This window comes from Vreelandella aquamarina (assembly GCF_020075495.1).
Lineage (GTDB): Bacteria > Pseudomonadota > Gammaproteobacteria > Pseudomonadales > Halomonadaceae > Vreelandella > Vreelandella aquamarina_A.
Genome location: NZ_JABYQT010000003.1, coordinates 271,616 through 286,670, shown reverse-complemented (window position 1 = coordinate 286,670; position 15,055 = coordinate 271,616). Strand labels below are relative to the sequence as shown.

17 protein-coding genes and 3 tRNA genes are annotated in these 15,055 nt (G+C 61.6%); 3 read left to right on the top strand and 17 right to left on the bottom strand.

Going from position 1 to position 15,055, the window contains the following annotated elements; translation table 11 throughout:
* Positions 1-24 precede the first annotated feature (24 nt).
* From ccmI to ccmA, 9 genes are read right to left on the bottom strand one after another with little or no spacing between them, the layout of a single operon-like run.
* Positions 25-933: a c-type cytochrome biogenesis protein CcmI gene (ccmI, locus tag HW452_RS06785; RefSeq protein WP_224105335.1), complete on the bottom strand. Its 909-nt coding sequence runs from the start codon at positions 931-933 to the stop codon at positions 25-27.
* Complete coding sequence (locus HW452_RS06780) at positions 930-1,424, bottom strand: cytochrome c-type biogenesis protein (RefSeq protein WP_224105334.1); 495 nt, start codon at positions 1,422-1,424, stop codon at positions 930-932. Before HW452_RS06780 ends, ccmI begins: the two co-directional genes overlap by 4 nt.
* Positions 1,415-1,942: a DsbE family thiol:disulfide interchange protein gene (locus tag HW452_RS06775; RefSeq protein ID WP_224105333.1), complete on the bottom strand. Its 528-nt coding sequence runs from the start codon at positions 1,940-1,942 to the stop codon at positions 1,415-1,417. The genes HW452_RS06780 and HW452_RS06775 overlap by 10 nt, the downstream gene beginning before the upstream one ends.
* Positions 1,939-3,924: a heme lyase CcmF/NrfE family subunit gene (locus tag HW452_RS06770; RefSeq protein WP_317986323.1), complete on the bottom strand. Its 1,986-nt coding sequence runs from the start codon at positions 3,922-3,924 to the stop codon at positions 1,939-1,941. The genes HW452_RS06775 and HW452_RS06770 overlap by 4 nt, the downstream gene beginning before the upstream one ends.
* Before the next feature lie 7 nt (positions 3,925-3,931).
* Positions 3,932-4,429, bottom strand: a complete 498-nt coding sequence (gene ccmE / locus HW452_RS06765) for a cytochrome c maturation protein CcmE (RefSeq protein ID WP_224105332.1) — start codon at positions 4,427-4,429, stop codon at positions 3,932-3,934.
* Positions 4,419-4,628 carry a heme exporter protein CcmD gene (ccmD, locus tag HW452_RS06760; protein WP_224105331.1) on the bottom strand — a complete coding sequence of 70 codons (210 nt, stop codon included), beginning with the start codon at positions 4,626-4,628 and terminating at the stop codon, positions 4,419-4,421. The genes ccmE and ccmD overlap by 11 nt, the downstream gene beginning before the upstream one ends.
* Positions 4,628-5,368 (bottom strand): heme ABC transporter permease, encoded by a 741-nt coding sequence (locus tag HW452_RS06755; RefSeq protein WP_224105330.1) that lies wholly within the window; start codon positions 5,366-5,368, stop codon positions 4,628-4,630. Before HW452_RS06755 ends, ccmD begins: the two co-directional genes overlap by 1 nt.
* 14 nt (positions 5,369-5,382) lie before the next feature.
* On the bottom strand, positions 5,383-6,111 hold the full coding sequence (gene ccmB / locus HW452_RS06750) for a heme exporter protein CcmB (protein ID WP_224105329.1): 729 nt from the start codon (positions 6,109-6,111) through the stop codon (positions 5,383-5,385).
* A 3-nt stretch (positions 6,112-6,114) separates the two neighbouring features.
* Positions 6,115-6,735 carry a cytochrome c biogenesis heme-transporting ATPase CcmA gene (ccmA, locus tag HW452_RS06745; RefSeq protein ID WP_224105328.1) on the bottom strand — a complete coding sequence of 207 codons (621 nt, stop codon included), beginning with the start codon at positions 6,733-6,735 and terminating at the stop codon, positions 6,115-6,117.
* 269 nt (positions 6,736-7,004) lie between these two features.
* Here ccmA and HW452_RS06740 point away from each other — a divergent pair, with 269 nt between their 5' ends.
* Both HW452_RS06740 and HW452_RS06735 read left to right on the top strand, forming a co-directional pair.
* Positions 7,005-7,439, top strand: coding sequence for a LexA family protein (locus HW452_RS06740; RefSeq protein ID WP_224105327.1), 435 nt, complete (start codon positions 7,005-7,007; stop codon positions 7,437-7,439).
* The gene (locus HW452_RS06735) at positions 7,440-8,069 is read left to right on the top strand and encodes an IMPACT family protein (RefSeq protein WP_224105326.1); all 630 of its coding nucleotides are present in this window, start codon (positions 7,440-7,442) and stop codon (positions 8,067-8,069) included. It abuts the gene before it with no gap.
* A 67-nt stretch (positions 8,070-8,136) separates the two neighbouring features.
* Here the strand turns inward: HW452_RS06735 and HW452_RS06730 are convergent, their stop codons facing one another.
* The 3 genes from HW452_RS06730 to HW452_RS06720 form a co-directional block, all read right to left on the bottom strand.
* The gene (locus tag HW452_RS06730) at positions 8,137-9,459 is read right to left on the bottom strand and encodes a sodium ion-translocating decarboxylase subunit beta (RefSeq protein WP_224105325.1); all 1,323 of its coding nucleotides are present in this window, start codon (positions 9,457-9,459) and stop codon (positions 8,137-8,139) included.
* Positions 9,460-9,470: 11 nt separating this feature from the next.
* On the bottom strand, positions 9,471-11,282 hold the full coding sequence (gene oadA / locus HW452_RS06725; RefSeq protein ID WP_224105324.1) for a sodium-extruding oxaloacetate decarboxylase subunit alpha: 1,812 nt from the start codon (positions 11,280-11,282) through the stop codon (positions 9,471-9,473).
* A 91-nt stretch (positions 11,283-11,373) separates the two neighbouring features.
* A complete protein-coding gene (locus tag HW452_RS06720) occupies positions 11,374-11,631 on the bottom strand; it encodes an OadG family protein (RefSeq protein WP_224105323.1) in 258 nt (85 codons plus the stop codon).
* A gap of 126 nt (positions 11,632-11,757) precedes the next feature.
* On the opposite strand from HW452_RS06720, the gene HW452_RS06715 reads away from it, so the two are divergent.
* Complete coding sequence (locus HW452_RS06715) at positions 11,758-12,768, top strand: tRNA dihydrouridine synthase (RefSeq protein ID WP_224105322.1); 1,011 nt, start codon at positions 11,758-11,760, stop codon at positions 12,766-12,768.
* 164 nt (positions 12,769-12,932) lie between these two features.
* Here HW452_RS06715 and HW452_RS06710 read toward each other — a convergent pair.
* The 5 genes from HW452_RS06710 to HW452_RS06690 form a co-directional block, all read right to left on the bottom strand.
* Positions 12,933-13,009: transfer RNA gene (locus tag HW452_RS06710), tRNA-Arg, on the bottom strand.
* 74 nt (positions 13,010-13,083) lie between these two features.
* Positions 13,084-13,160 (bottom strand) — tRNA-Arg (locus HW452_RS06705).
* Positions 13,161-13,177: 17 nt separating this feature from the next.
* Positions 13,178-13,270 (bottom strand) — tRNA-Ser (locus tag HW452_RS06700).
* 125 nt (positions 13,271-13,395) lie between these two features.
* Positions 13,396-13,587, bottom strand: a complete 192-nt coding sequence (gene csrA / locus HW452_RS06695; protein ID WP_224105321.1) for a carbon storage regulator CsrA — start codon at positions 13,585-13,587, stop codon at positions 13,396-13,398.
* 192 nt (positions 13,588-13,779) lie between these two features.
* Positions 13,780-15,030 carry an aspartate kinase gene (locus HW452_RS06690; RefSeq protein WP_224105320.1) on the bottom strand — a complete coding sequence of 417 codons (1,251 nt, stop codon included), beginning with the start codon at positions 15,028-15,030 and terminating at the stop codon, positions 13,780-13,782.
* Positions 15,031-15,055 lie beyond the last annotated feature (25 nt).

Here is a 15,055-nt window from a genome sequence, read left to right as displayed (position 1 = left end):
AAGCTTACTCGGATACACGATCAGTCACGGCCTCGGCGGCATTATTTCGGTTGGGTCGGAGCGCTCGGCCGCGGGGGCGCCTTCCAGGCGCTCCTGGGCCACGCGAATGCCTTCGCGCAGCGACTCTGCCATGGCGTTATCGCTGGTTGCCAGCGCCCGGCGCCAGCGCTCGATGGCGCCAGCGTAATCGCCTTCATCGAAGGCGTGAATGCCGAGCAAGCCTAACACCGTTGGCTGACGCGGGTCTTGTGCCAGGGTTTCATCCACCAGCGCCTGCACGTCGGGGGCCAGCTCGCGGTCGGCCATGAAAAAGCGAAGCTGGGCAAGCTGGGCAAGCACCTCAGGCTGACGCCCTTCCAGAGTCATCAGCTGCTCAAGGGCGTGTACCGCCCTGGCCTGCTGGCCGGTATCGCGGTAGAGCGGGAACAGCGCCGCCCAGACGTTGGGGTTGCCGGGCTGGCGTGCCGCCTGCGCTTCCAGGCGGGCAATATAGGTGGTGGCCGTGGCGCTGGGGTCTTCCAGCAGCTCTTGCTGCACGCGATAAAGTGCAAGGTCGCCCTCGGCGCCCTCCTGCAGGTACCAGAACAGGCTGATGGCGGTAACCCCCAGAGCGACCAGCGGCACGGCCAGGCGCCCGGCGCGGGGCGATTGCAGCGGGCGCGTGCGCTGGTCAGCAGTGTCATCCAGCAGGTTGCGCTCAAGCTCGAGCTGGCCCTCTGCACGTTGCTCGGTGTCGATATCGCCCCGCTCGTGGGCGGCGTTCAGCGAGGCCAGGCGGCGCTTGAAAATCGCCACGTTCTGCTCGGTGGCAGCGTCGTCTGCCTCGAAGGCCTGCTGCTGGCTATAAAGGGCGCGTGCCGAGCGCAGCGGCGCAAGCAGGCAGACAAGCGCCGGCAACAGCATCAGCGCCAAGGCGATCCATAAAAGCGTCATGAGGGCCTCCGGTCGATCAGCGCATCAAGGCGGGCACGTTCGTCGGCGCTGAGTGCCTTGGCCGACGCCTTGCGGCGGGCGCGTACCACCAGCAGCACGATCATGAAGCCAACGATACCCAGGCCAATGGGCAAGCCCCACAGCAGGTAGGTACGGCGCTCCAGGCGCGGGTTATAGAGAATGTAGTCGCCAAAGCGTGCCACCATGTGATGGATGATTTCGCTGTCTGACCGGCCTTCCTGAAGCATCTGGTAGACGCGCTCGCGCATATCCGCCGAAATCGGCGAATCGGAGTCGCCAATCGCCTGGTTTTCACACAGCGGGCAGCGCATGGACGCCGTCAAGTCATGGTAGCGCTGGGCAAGTACCGGGTCATCGAACTCGCGTAGCTCGATCCCCCCGGCCAAGGCGCTGGCCGCCAGGACACCAAGCGCCAGGGCCACCAGGCAGCGCGGAAGCCACGCTGCCTTGAAACATCCTGTCAACGCCATTTGGCCACCTCCGGCAGAATGCGCTGGGTCACGTCCTCGGGTGAAATATAGCCTTTGTGGTGATAGCGAATGACGCCACCGGCATCGACCAGAAAGGTTTCCGGCGCGCCGTATACGCCCAGATCAAAGCCCAGATCGCCCTCGGGATCGAAGATATTGACCTCGAAGGGGTCGCCATACTCGCCGAGAAAGCGCATGCCCTTTTCACGCGTGTCGCGGTAGTTCACTCCCACCATGCGGATACCGTGGTCGGCAAGCTCGAGCAGTTGGGGCATCTCCTGCTTGCAGGCCGGGCACCATTCGCCCCACACGTTGACCAGGGTGACCTCGCCTTCCAGCAGGCCTTGGTCGATGCGGCGGTTTTCGTCGCGCAGCGTGGTAGCCTCGAAAGCCGGAAAAGGCCTGGCCATCAGCGCTGAATCCCGCGCGGAGGGGTCGTGTTGCAAGCGCTGATACAAAAACATCGCCACGATGAGAAACCCCAGCGGCAGAAGCAACAGCAGCAGTCGGCGACTCATGGGACAACCTCCTCATGTGCAGTACGCGAAGCCTTCGCGGGGCGCCGGTAGCGTTTGTCGATAATCGCCAATACGCCACCCAGCGCCATCAGCAAGCCGCCCAGCCAGAGCCAGCGCACGAAAGGCTTGTACTGGATACGCATGGCCCAGCTGCCGTCGTCGAGGTCTTCCCCCATGGCGACATACAGGTCGCGGAAAAGCCCCGGGCGCAGCGCCACCTGGGTCATGGGCATGCCGGTGGCCAGATACAGGCGCTTTTCCGGACGCATCATGAAAGGCCTGCCGGATGTCACCCGCTTCACCTCGAGGACGGCAGTATCGGCAAGAAAGTTGGCCCCGCGGCGGTTGATCAGCTCCTGCAGGGTGAACTCGTAGCCGGCAACGTCCACCGTGGTGCCCGGCGCCATGCGCACGGTACGCTCGACGGCGTAGTTGGACACCACCGTCACCCCCACGATCGTGACCGCCAGGCCCAGATGCCCAAGCACCATGCCCCAATAGGCCAGCGACAGCTTGCCAAGCCCGCCAAGCCGCGTGGCGCCATGGCGCGTCTTGTCGAAGACATCGCGCACCATGGGCAGCACGATCCACAGCGCGGTGACGATACCCAGCGATACCCACAGGTTCCACTCGCCCCGGTAGACCAGCGGCAGCACAGCGCCAAGCACCAGCGCCGCGCCCCCGGCAAGCCACAGCTTGGCGATTAGCTCACCGGATGCCATGCGCTTCCAGCGGGCCACCGGGCCAAGGCCCATGAAGATGCACATGACAACCGTCAGCGGCACGAACAGCGCGTTGAAGTACGGCGGGCCTACGCTGATCTTGCCAAGCCCGAGCGAGTCCAGAATCAGCGGATAGAGCGTGCCGAGCAGAATGGTCACGGTCATGATGACCAGCAGGATGTTGTTGATCAGTAACAGCGCATCCCGCGAGAGCCAGGTGAAGCCGACGTGATGACTTACCCGCGGCGCACGCAGGGCAAAGATGGCCAGAGACAGCGTGACGGTAATGCCCAGCAGCACCAGGATGAACAACCCGCGCGAGGGGTCGTTGGCAAACGCGTGCACCGAGGTAAGCACGCCCGAGCGCACCAGGAAGGTGCCCATCAACGAAAGCGAAAAGGTGAAGATGGCCAGCAGCACGGTCCAGCTCTTGAACGAGCCGCGCTTCTCGGTCGCCGCCAGCGAGTGGATCAGCGCCGTGCCCGTCAGCCAGGGCAAGAGCGAGGCGTTCTCTACCGGGTCCCAGAACCACCAGCCGCCCCAGCCAAGCTCGTAATAGGCCCACCAGCTGCCAAGCGCGATGCCCACGGTCAGAAAGGCCCAGGCAAGGTTGGTCCAGGGCCGCACCCAGCGCGTCCAGGCGGCATCGAGCCGCCCCCCCAGCAGCGCGGCGATGGCAAACGCGAACGCTACCGAAAACCCCACGTAGCCCATGTAGAGCATGGGCGGATGGACGATCAGCCCGATATCCTGCAGCAGCGGGTTGAGATCCGCGCCATCGCCCGGCACGTTGGGCAACAGCCGCGTGAACGGGTTGGAAGTGAGCAGGATGAACAGCAGAAACCCCACGCTGATGAAGCCCATGACGCCCTGCACGCGGGCCAGCATGTCCCGCGGCAAACTGGCTGAGAAACGCGAGGCGGCGTAGCCCCAGCCGGCCAGCATCAAGCTCCAAAGCAGCACCGAGCCTTCGTGGTTGCCCCATACCGCACTCAGCTTGTAGTACCAGGGCAGCATGGAGTTGGAGTTGTTGGCCACGTTCGCCACGCTGAAATCATCCAGCGCGTAGCTTGCCGTCAGGCACAGGTAGGCAAACGCTATGAACAGGAACTGACCCACGGCCATGGGGTGGCCGTAGGCCATCCACAGCGGCCTTCGCGTGGCGGCACCGGCCAGCGGCATGAGCGTCTGCACCGCGGCCATCAAAAGGGCAATGATCAGCGCGAAATGGCCAAGCTCAGGAATCATTTTTACCAACATCGACACTCTACCCTTCGTTTTCCTGCCGCCTGAGGCGCTCGCCTACCTCGGCCGCCTTGGCCTGATAGTCGGCCGGCGAGTAGCCTGCCTCTTGCAGCGCCTGAGCGACTTCCGGCGGCATGTAGTTTTCATCGTGGCGGGCCAGCACCTTGTCCGCCACGAACTGCCCATCGGCTGCCAGCTTGCCGACCACCACTACGCCCTGCCCTTCGCGGAACAAATCCGGCAGGATGCCGTTGTAAGCCACGCCAAGCTCGGCCACGTAGTCGGTAATCTGGAATTCGACGTTCAGGCTTTGCGGGTCACGAACCACCGACCCCTCCTTGACCATGCCGCCGGCGCGAATGGTCCGCTCGATGGGCGCATCGCCCTGGGCAATCTGCACCGGACTGAAGAACAGGTTGATGTTGGCGCGCAAGGCGTAGAGCGTAAGGCCCACGGCCACGCCTGCAAGCGCCAGGGCGCCCAGAATGACCAGCAGTTTCTGGCGGCGTCTAGGGGTCATCGGCATGACTCGCTTGATGGGGTTGAGAAGTACTGCCACGCCGAGCGCGGCGCATTAACAGCCGGGCCAGCTGGCGGCGTTCGAGGCGCGCGTGGATAACGCAGGCAGCCATGAGCAGTGCCGTGACACCCCAGGCTGCCCATACGTAAGGGCCGTGCCCGCCCATGGCGAAAAACGCGCCCAGCGATGCAAAGGCCATCAGCGCATCTCCCTGGCGAGGTCGATGACCCAGCGCTTGTTGATCTCGCGGCGCAGGATTTCACTGCGCGTACGCATCAGCGTCAGGGCAATAAAGAAGCAGTAGAAACCCAGCACCATGATTAACAGCGGCAGCCACATTTCCACAGGCATGGCCGGACGCGACGTGACTGAAAACGTGGAGGGCTGATGGAGCGTAAACCACCAGTCCACCGAGTACTTGATGATCGGGATATTGATGACGCCCACCATGGCGAGCACCGAGGCCGCCTTTGAACCACCGTCGCGACTGGCAAAGGCGCCACGCAGGGCGATGACGCCCAGATACAGAAACAGCAGGATCAGCATGGAGGTCAGCCGGGCGTCCCACATCCACCAGGTGCCCCAGGTGGGCACACCCCACACCGCGCCGGAGAACAGCGCCACGAAGGTCATCACCGCCCCGAACGGTGCCATTACCGTCGCCGCCATGTCGGCCACCTTGATCTTCCAGACCATGAAGACCAGGCTCGCCGCCGCCATCGACACGAACACCGACTGGGCGAGAAAGGCGGCGGGCACGTGGACGTAGATGATTCTGAAACTATTGCCCTGCTGATAATCCGCCGGGGCGAAGCCCAAGCCCCACACTGTCCCCAGTGCAATCAGCATCAGTGCGGCCGCCCAGCACCAGGGCTGCAGCCTTGCGCTCATGGCATAGAACCATTTGGGCGAGCCCCATTTATGAATGAAGGTCCACATGAGGTGTTCTGTCCTTAACCGTTGATGCTGATGCGTAGCGAGGCGGCAATCGCCCAGGGGGCCAGCAGGAGCGATGCGGCAAGCAGAGCGCCCAGCATGGCCAGGTGCGCGGCGACCCCTTCACCGATGATGGCAGCCTGTACCGCCCCGACGCCAAAAATGAGCACCGGGATATACAGCGGCAATATCAGCAGCGACAGCAGCACGCCCCCGCGGGCAATGCCGACCGTGAGCGCCGCGCCAATCGCCCCCATCAGGCTCAGGCTGGCACTGCCCAGTAAAAGTGCCAGCACCAGCACCCCATAGCTGCCTGCCGGCAGCGCCAGCATGACACCCAGAAGCGGCGCCACCAGCGCCAGCGGCAGGCCGGTCAACAACCAGTGGGCCACCACCTTGGCAAGGCCGAGCGCGGCCAGCGGTTGAGGGGCCAGCAGCATCTGCTCCAGGCTGCCATCGTCGTAGTCGGTGCGAAACAGGCTATCCAGTGACAGCAGCGCTGCCAGAAGCGCAGCCACCCATAAAAGCCCGGGGGCGATCAGCGCCAGTACCTCGCGCTCGGGTGAAATGCCGATCGGAAACAGCGTTATCACCAGCGCAAAGAAGACCAGCGGATTGATCAGCTCGCCGCGGCGCCTGAACATCAGCGTCATGTCGCGTTTGAGCGTTGCCGTGAAGGCAATCCACAGCCCCCCTGGCCGCGCTGTTTCAGCGATTGCCGGGGTAGCCTTTTGCCCTTGCGTCATCACCTATCCCAATTGAATGCAGCGCACGGCAGAAGACGCGCTCAGTGCATGGTGCGTGGTCACTACCACACTGCCTCCGGCAGCAGCGTGGGCGGCAAGCTGCGCTTCGAGCGCGGCCACGCCCTGACGGTCGATGGCGGTAAACGGCTCGTCCAGCACCCACAGCGCGCGGCGCGTAAGCGTTAACCGAGCCAGCGCGACACGCCGCTGCTGACCTGCGGATAGCTGCCCTGCCGGCACGTCTTCGAACCCTTCAAGCCCTACCTGCTCCAGAGCGCTCAGGCGCTGCGCTTCGCTGCCTCGCTCGCCGCAGAGCGCCTGGTACCAGGCCAGATTCTCGAGCGGTGAAAGCCCCGCCTTGATACCCGGCGAGTGCCCCAGATACAGCAAGTTGGCCACAAACTGTTCGCGCACCTTGCCAAAAGGGACGCCCTTCCAGAAAAGCTCGCCGTGGTAATCGCTCAACTGGCCTGCCAGAAGCTTCAACAGGGTGGTCTTGCCGCTGCCGTTGGGGCCTTCGACGCGAAGGATTTCACCGCTGCGAACCACGAGGTCGAGCCCTTCGAACAACCAGCGCCCTTCGCGCTCACAGGCCAGCTGTCGTGCTTCAAGGCACAGGCTCAAAGGTCTCTCCTGCCGTATTGATAGAGGGCGAAACTCTACACGTAAAGCCGATTCATCGCCAGCCGATGAAACCGCCCGAGGCGCAAATCAAGCGTGTAGGCGATGCCACCGTTTCGGAGTTCTCACTGCGCTTCGTCAAAAACAGCACTATCACTGTATGCAAGAACAGCTGTATACTGAAACCACTGTATGAAAAACCATATCAACAACCATACCGGTCTATCACGATCACCTGCCTAGGGAGAGGGCGCTGCATTGGAGAATTCCCCATGACCATGTCGATGTCAGCACCATCACGTGCAAGCCGCTCATCGCTCGCCACGGCTTCCTGCCCTTCCAAGAACCTGCAGTCGGCACGTGCCTTCAAGGCGCCGCGCATGACCAGACGCAATACTTATGCCCTCAAGGTACGCGGCAACCGCATGCGCGATTGCAACTTGTTCGATGGGGATGTCATCATTATCCGGCGTTTTCAGCACGATACGCATGAAGAGACCGCCGTGGCCCAGATCAATCATCAGGAATTTGCCCTGAAGCACCTGTCGATCAACCGGTTTGGCGTGCACCTGTGGCCTGCCGATGCCCACACGCCGGACCTCTTCTTGCATAATCGCGATATTCAAGTATTGGGAATGGTCATGGGTGTGGCCCAGCACGACCGGGAAGGCCTTGCAGCCAATGCCCATGGGCCTCTGGAGCACTGATTGCGTTATCGAGTCCCTGATTTACCTGCCGCGCAGTGGCATAGCGCCGAGATCGACGTGGAAAAGAGCCAGTTTATCGCCTGGCTTTGCCATGCACCGAACGTTGGCGCGTTCGGCGCGCTGCTCGAGGCGGCCAGAGCCGCCCACCCGAGCGCCAGCCACCACTGCACGGCCTATATTGCCGGCCCGCCCGGCGAGCAGAACCAGATCGGCTTTTCCGACGATGGCGAGCCGGGCGGCACGGCGGGCCGGCCCATGTTTCAAGTGCTGCAAGGCAGCCAGCTTGGCGAGGTGGGTTGCGTGGTCATCCGCTATTTTGGCGGTACCAAGCTCGGCACCGGCGGTCTGGCCCGCGCCTACGCCCAGGCGGTCAGCCACGCGCTGGAAACCCTGCCCACGCTCGAGGTGATCGAGCGCGATGCCTACACCCTGCACCTCGCCTTCGCCAACGAAGCCGTTGCCCGCACCTGGTGCAGCGAGCAAGCCATCCCCGTTGAACGAGTAGACTACGACAAGGACGGGGTACAACTGACCATCGGCTGGCCGCGCGACCAGGCGCTTGACCTTGCTCCGCTTGAAAATCGCTTGAAGTGCGCGCTGGATATCACGCCGCTTGACACCCTGCCTTGACCGCTGCGCACAAAAAAGCGGCTTGCGGTAACCCGCAAGCCGCTGGCTGGCCAACCGCGTTTCTACATTAGCCCAGGTACTTGATCATGACCCCGGCGGCCACCGCCGAGCCGATCACCCCGGCCACGTTCGGCCCCATGGCGTGCATCAGCAAGAAGTTATGCGGATTGGCTTCCAGGCCGACCTTGTTGGCCACCCGAGCCGCCATGGGCACGGCCGACACACCCGCCGCCCCGATCAGCGGATTGATCGGCATGCGGCTGACCAGGTTCATCAGCTTGGCCATCAGTACACCGGCGGCGGTGCCGATGCCGAAAGCCACGATGCCCAGCCCCAGAATGCCCAGGGTCTGCACGGTCAGGAAGCTGTCCGCCATCAGTTTGGAACCCACCGAAAGCCCTAGAATGATGGTCACGATATTGATCAACGCGTTCTGGGCGGTATCGGAAAGCCGCTCCACCACGCCGCACTCGCGCATCAGGTTGCCAAAGCAGAACATCCCCAGAAGCGGTGCTGCATCGGGTAGAAACAGCGCGACCAGAATCAGCAGCATCAGCGGGAACACGATCTTTTCCAGCTTGGACACAGGGCGCATCTGCGTCATGGTGATCTGACGCTCTTTTTCCGTGGTCAACAGACGCATGATGGGTGGCTGAATCAGCGGCACCAGCGCCATGTAGGCGTAGGCCGCCACGGCAATCGCTCCCAGAAGCTCCGGTGCCAGAACGCTCGAGACATAGATCGAGGTCGGCCCGTCGGCGCCGCCGATGATGCCGATGGCCGCGGCCTGGTTGAGCGAGAAATCCATCACGCCCATGGAGGTCAATAGCACCGCACCAAACAGCGTGGCGAAAATGCCGAACTGCGCCGCCGCGCCCAGAAACAGCGTGCGCGGATTGGCAAGCAAGGGGCCGAAATCGGTCATTGCCCCCACGCCCATGAAGATCAACAGCGGCGCCACGCCCGAGCCGATGGCCACGCGATAGAAGTTGTAGAGCATACCGTCGCTGTAACCCACGCTCAGCGCGATATCCTTGGCGGCACGCAGCTGATCCGGTGCCACGTCGCCATGGGCCAGCACGTGCAGCGTCTCGCGCCAGACCGCTACGCTGGCCAGCGGATCAAGGGTGGTGCCAAGCGCTGCGCTGATCTGCTGGAGCACCGCGGGCCTGGCCACCTCGATGGCCTGGTCGAGCGCCGAGATGGCAAGCCCCGCTTCGGGTATGTTGGCCAGAATACCGCCGAAACCGATAGGCACCAGCAACAGCGGTTCGAACTTCTTGTGGATCGCCAGATAAAGCAGCAAGAGCCCCACCAGGATCATGACCGCCTGGCCAAGCTCGAGGTTATAAAGCCCCGAGCCTTCCCACAGGGTGATTAGTTTTTCCATGCCGGGTGCCCTTAAAGCTCGATCAGTGCGTCACCGACAGCCACGCTGTCGCCTTCGCTGACATTGACTTTCGAGACCGTACCGGCAGCGCTTGCGCGAATCTCGGTTTCCATTTTCATCGCTTCAAGGATGATCACCACATCTCCTTCGGCAACCTGGTCGCCCGGACGCACGTTCACCTTGAAGATATTGCCGGCCAGCGGCGCGGCAATGCTCTCGCCGCTGCTGGCAGCCGGTGCTGGCGCTGGCGCAGCACTGGCGGGCTGGGCCTGCTCTTGTACCTGGCCGATATCACCGCCTTCGGAGACTTCGACCACAAACGCCTTGCCGTTGAGCTTGACGGTATAGGTTTCCGGGCCACGGGCGGGTGCCGGAGCGCTCGCGGGCTTTTCGGGCACCGCGGCCGCTTCGCTACCTGAAGCCGTCGGGGCGGGCTCGAAGGCATCGGGGTTGTCGCGGTTTTTAAGAAACTTGAGACCAATCTGCGGAAACAGCGCGTAGGTCAGCACGTCGTCCTGCTCGCGCTCACCGTCGGCCAGGCGTATCTTCTCGGCACCGGCCTTATCTTTAAGCTCTGCGGCAAGGCGCTGCATTTCCGGTTGAAGATTATCCGCCGGGCGGCAGGTAATCGGCTCGCCGCCCTCCAGCACGCGCGCCTGCAGCTCCTGGTTGAACGGCGCCGGCGCGGCGCCGTACTCACCTTTCAGAAGTGCTTGCACTTCCTTGGAGATCGACGCGTAGCGCTCGCCCATCATCACGTTCATGACCGCCTGGGTACCCACGATCTGTGAGGTAGGCGTCACAAGCGGAATGAATCCCAGGTCTTCGCGCACGCGTGGAATTTCTCCCAACACGTCGTCCAGCTTGTCACCGGCGCCCTGCTCCTTGAGCTGGCCCTCCATGTTGGTGAGCATGCCGCCGGGCACCTGGGCGACCAGAATACGCGAATCGATACCGCGCAGAGAGCCTTCGAAGGCGGCGTATTTCTTGCGCACTTCGCGGAAGTAGCTGGCAATGTCTTCCAGAAGCTCGAGATCGAGCCCGGTGTCGCGGTCGGTATCCTTGAGCATGGCCACGACCGATTCCGTCGGGCTATGCCCGTAGGTCATCGACATCGAGGAGATGGCGGTATCCACATTGTCGACGCCTGCTTCCACCGCCTTGAGAATGGTCGAGGTGGAGAGGCCTGTGGTGGCATGGCAGTGCAGGTGAACGGGAATGGAGAGGGTTTTCTTGAGTCGGGTCACCAGGTCGAAGGCGGTATAAGGCGTCAAGAGCCCCGCCATATCCTTGATAGCCAACGAGTCTGCTCCCATTGCCGCAATGGTCGAGGCAAGGTCGACCCAGCTATCCAGGGTATGGACCGGACTTACCGTATAGGAAATGGTGCCTTGAGCGTGGCCGCCAGTCTGACGTACCGCCTTGATGGCACGTTCCAGGTTGCGCGGGTCGTTCATGGCGTCAAATACCCGGAAGACGTCGACCCCGTTGGTCTTGGCACGCTCGACGAATCTGTCGACCACGTCATCGGCGTAATGGCGATAGCCGAGCAGGTTCTGGCCGCGCAGCAGCATGGCCTGCGGCGTATTGGGCATGGCTTCCTTCAGGGCGCGAATACGCTCCCAGGGGTCTTCACCCAGATAGCGGATGCATGCATCGAAGGTGGCGCCGCCCCAGGTTTCCAGCGACCAGAAACCGACGCGGTCCAGCTTTTCGGCAATCGGCAGCATGTCTTCAAGGCGTAGACGGGTGGCAAACAGCGACTGGTGGGCGTCGCGCAGCACAACGTCGGTAATTCCCAGCGGGCGTTTTGTCTCGTTCATGGCGATAGCTCACAGGTTGAAATTATAGATATGTAGTAAAACTAACAAAAAAAGACGTTTGAATTGTCGTAGCCAACAAAGTGCGGGTCGTTTAATCCCGCCGCGAAGAGCGATAACGATGCACTGCAGCACTGATCACTGCCTGTACGTCGGCATCCGTATCCGCCCCTGCCGGGGCATGCCCGCCCGGCGAACCTGCCGTGGCCGGTGCCGGTAGCGGCTGAAAACGCCCGATCAATTTTGACATCAGCGTTACGCTGACAACCAAAACCGTAAGAAAAACAAAAACAAACCCCATACCCAGCCCCATGATGGCCAGTCCTTCCTGGAGCAGTTCAGAATCCTGCATGCCTCCCCTCCCGTTATCAGGTACTCATCAAGCACTCACGCGCTATAAAAGCTTCTTGGCGTAATGAAAGTAATACACTAACCTGCCACACCCAGCATAGTTTGCAATCGCGCCATAGTGGAAGTCATGGTTGTTAATTTACTACAAAACGGAAAGATTGGTCTTGCCCCGATGGAGGGCGTCATCGATGCGCTCACGCGCGAGCTGTTGACGCGACAGGCAGGATTCGATTGGACCGTGACCGAGTTTGTCCGCGTGGTGGATACGCGTTTACCGCCGCGCGTGTTCTACCGCCACTGCCCCGAGCTTGCCCAGCGCCCGGTGGCGACCCCTAGCGGCGTCCCCGTGCATTTGCAGCTGCTTGGTTCCGACCCTGAGGCGCTTGCCGAGAACGCCCGCCAGGCGCTCTCCTTGGGCGCGCTGAGCGTGGATCTCAACTTCGGCTGCCCGGCCAAGCTGGTCAACCGCCACGATGGCGGCGCCTCGCTGCTGCGTCGCCCCGAGCGCGTCTATCGAGCAGTAAAGGCGGTTGCCGACGCACTGGCGGGTGAGATACCGGTGACGGCCAAGATTCGCCTGGGCTTTTCAGACCGCCGCCTGGCGGTCGCCTGTGCCCAGGCAACCCAGGCAGGCGGTGCGGCGCGCCTGGTGGTACACGGTCGCACACGTGACGAAGGCTACCGCCCGCCGGCCCATTGGGAGTGGATCGGCCGCATTCGCCAACAGGTATCCATACCGGTGGTTGCCAATGGGGATATATGGACGCTGGAGGCCTACTGGAAGGCGCGCACGCTATCGGGCTGTCGCGATGTCATGCTGGGGCGCAGCGCCCTGGCCGACCCCTGGCTTGCGCCGCGTATCCGCCACTGGCAGCAAACCGGCGAGCGGCTGCCGGAAACCACCTGGGAAATGCGTGCCGGCGTGCTCAAGGAGTATGCCGACCTGCAGCGCCAGCACCTACCGGATCGTGTCGTGGTCTCGTTGGTGAAACAGTGGCTTGCCCAGATGCGTCAGGGCAATGCAGAGGCTGATCAGCATTTTCAGCGCGTAAAGCGTCTGACCGACCTGGAGACTCTGCTGGACAACCTGGTAGTAGACAACCTGGCGGTGGACAACGTGGCCGGTGCACCCGCCTGAGCGCTTGAGTTGGCCAAAATGAGTTGGCCAAAATGAGTTGACCAAAAAAAAGCGCCCTCGCAACGTGCGGGGCGCTCTAAACGATCCAAGACCGAGACGCGAGCCATCTCGATCAGGCTAGAAAACAGAAAACCCGCTCTCGTTAAGAGAGCGGGTTTGGAATCTGGCGCGCCCGGGAGGATTCGAACCTCCGACCACCTGATTCGTAGTCAGGTACTCTATCCAGCTGAGCTACGGGCGCTTTAACGATGTAAAATACCTAGTCGAACATCAATCAAGTACTTTAGGGCTTTCGCCTGGCATCGACTTAGAAGATGGCGCGCCCGGGAGGATTCGAACCTCCGACCACCTGATTCGTAGTCAGGTACTCTATCCAGCTGAGCTACGGGCGCATCTTCTAATGTGCGGCTGGCGGAGAGGGAGGGATTCGAACCCTCGATAGGGCTATAAACCCTATACTCCCTTAGCAGGGGAGCGCCTTCAGCCACTCGGCCACCTCTCCTCAACAGCACGGCGCGAATGTTACCGATTTCAGCGGCTGGTGTCCAGCCCTTTGCCGATTTTTTTTCGCGCCGTCCTTACGTTACCGTTTAGACGCCCTTTAATGGGCGTGATGTAAGCGGCCATTTACTCGGTTTCACTTTCACTGCTACTACGCTCGCGCTGAATGCGCTGATAAATCTCTTCCCGGTGCACCGCTACGTCCTTAGGCGCGTTGACGCCTATACGTACCTGATTACCTTTCACACCTAGCACTGTGACGGTGATCTCATCACCTATCATCAGCGTTTCGCCGACACGGCGGGTCAGGATGAGCATGGCTGATCTCCTTTTCAGACGTTTTATTACAACGGGTTGTGTCCACCAGAGGCGCCACCACGCCATTATGCGGCATAGTGGCGCTGGCACCAATGCCTCTGAGTCCATGACACTTAAACCTCCCGTTGAAAGAAAGCCCACCACCAACGGCAGCGAGTACCTTTTCAGCGTAGAAGGTTTAAGGCATAAATGTTATTCGGATTCTACATTTACTTTATCCAGGCCAAAGGCCTTATGCAGCGCGTTCACCGCCAGTTCCATGTGTTTTTCGTCAATAACCACGGAGATCTTGATTTCCGAGGTAGACACCATACGGATGTTGACGTTCTCGTCAGCCAGGACGCGGAACATCTTGGAAGCAACGCCTGCGTGCGAACGCATGCCGACGCCTACCAGAGAAACCTTGGCAATATTGTCGTCACCGCGCAGTTCTCCGCCGCCCAGATCCGGGATGACCGTTTCCTCGATCAGCTTCTTGGTGGCCTTGTAATCGCCTTTTGCCACGGTGAAGGTGAAGTCGGTGTAGTCACCCGCCGGGGCTACATTCTGCACGATCATGTCGACTTCAATATTGGCATCGGCGATAGGGCCAAGAATGCGAGAGGCCACGCCCGGCACATCAGGCGTGTGCAGCAGGGTCAACTTGGCTTCGTTCTTGGTAAACGCGATACCGGAGATCAGCGGTTCTTCCATGGAGTCCTCGTCTTGGTCAGCATCTGCAACAATTAGGGTACCGGGGCCATCTTCGAAGCTCGACAGTACCCGCAGGGGAACGTTGTACTTGCCTGCAAACTCGACCGCGCGAATCTGCAGTACCTTGGAGCCGAGACTGGCAAGCTCCAGCATCTCTTCCACCGTGATGCTCTCAAGGCGCTGCGCCTTGGTGCATACGCGCGGGTCGGTGGTGTAGACGCCGTCCACATCGGTATAGATCTGGCACTCGTCGGCACCGAGAGCCGCGGCCAGCGCCACGCCCGTGGTGTCCGAGCCACCGCGGCCAAGCGTGGTGATATTACCGTTCTCGTCAACGCCCTGAAAACCGGCGACAACGACGACCTTGCCTGCTTCGAGGTCGGCCTTGAGATCATCGGTCTCGATACGCTGGATACGGGCTTTGGTGTAGGCACTATCGGTATGAATACCCACCTGGGCGCCCGTGTGCGAAGTGGCGGATACGCCAATCTGCTGGAGCGCCATGGCAAGCAGGGAAATGGTTACCTGCTCACCGGTCGAGAGCAGCATGTCCATCTCGCGCGGAGCGGGGTCTTCATTGAGCGCGTTGGCCATATCGGTCAGACGGTTGGTCTCTCCGCTCATGGCAGAGACCACGACCACGACCTGATGCCCCTGGTCGCGAAAGCCCTTGACCTTTTCCGCCACGGCCTTGATACGGTCAACCGAACCTACCGAGGTGCCACCGAACTTCTGTACGTATAATGCCATATGCCGTTTTTTCCTATTCGTTCGG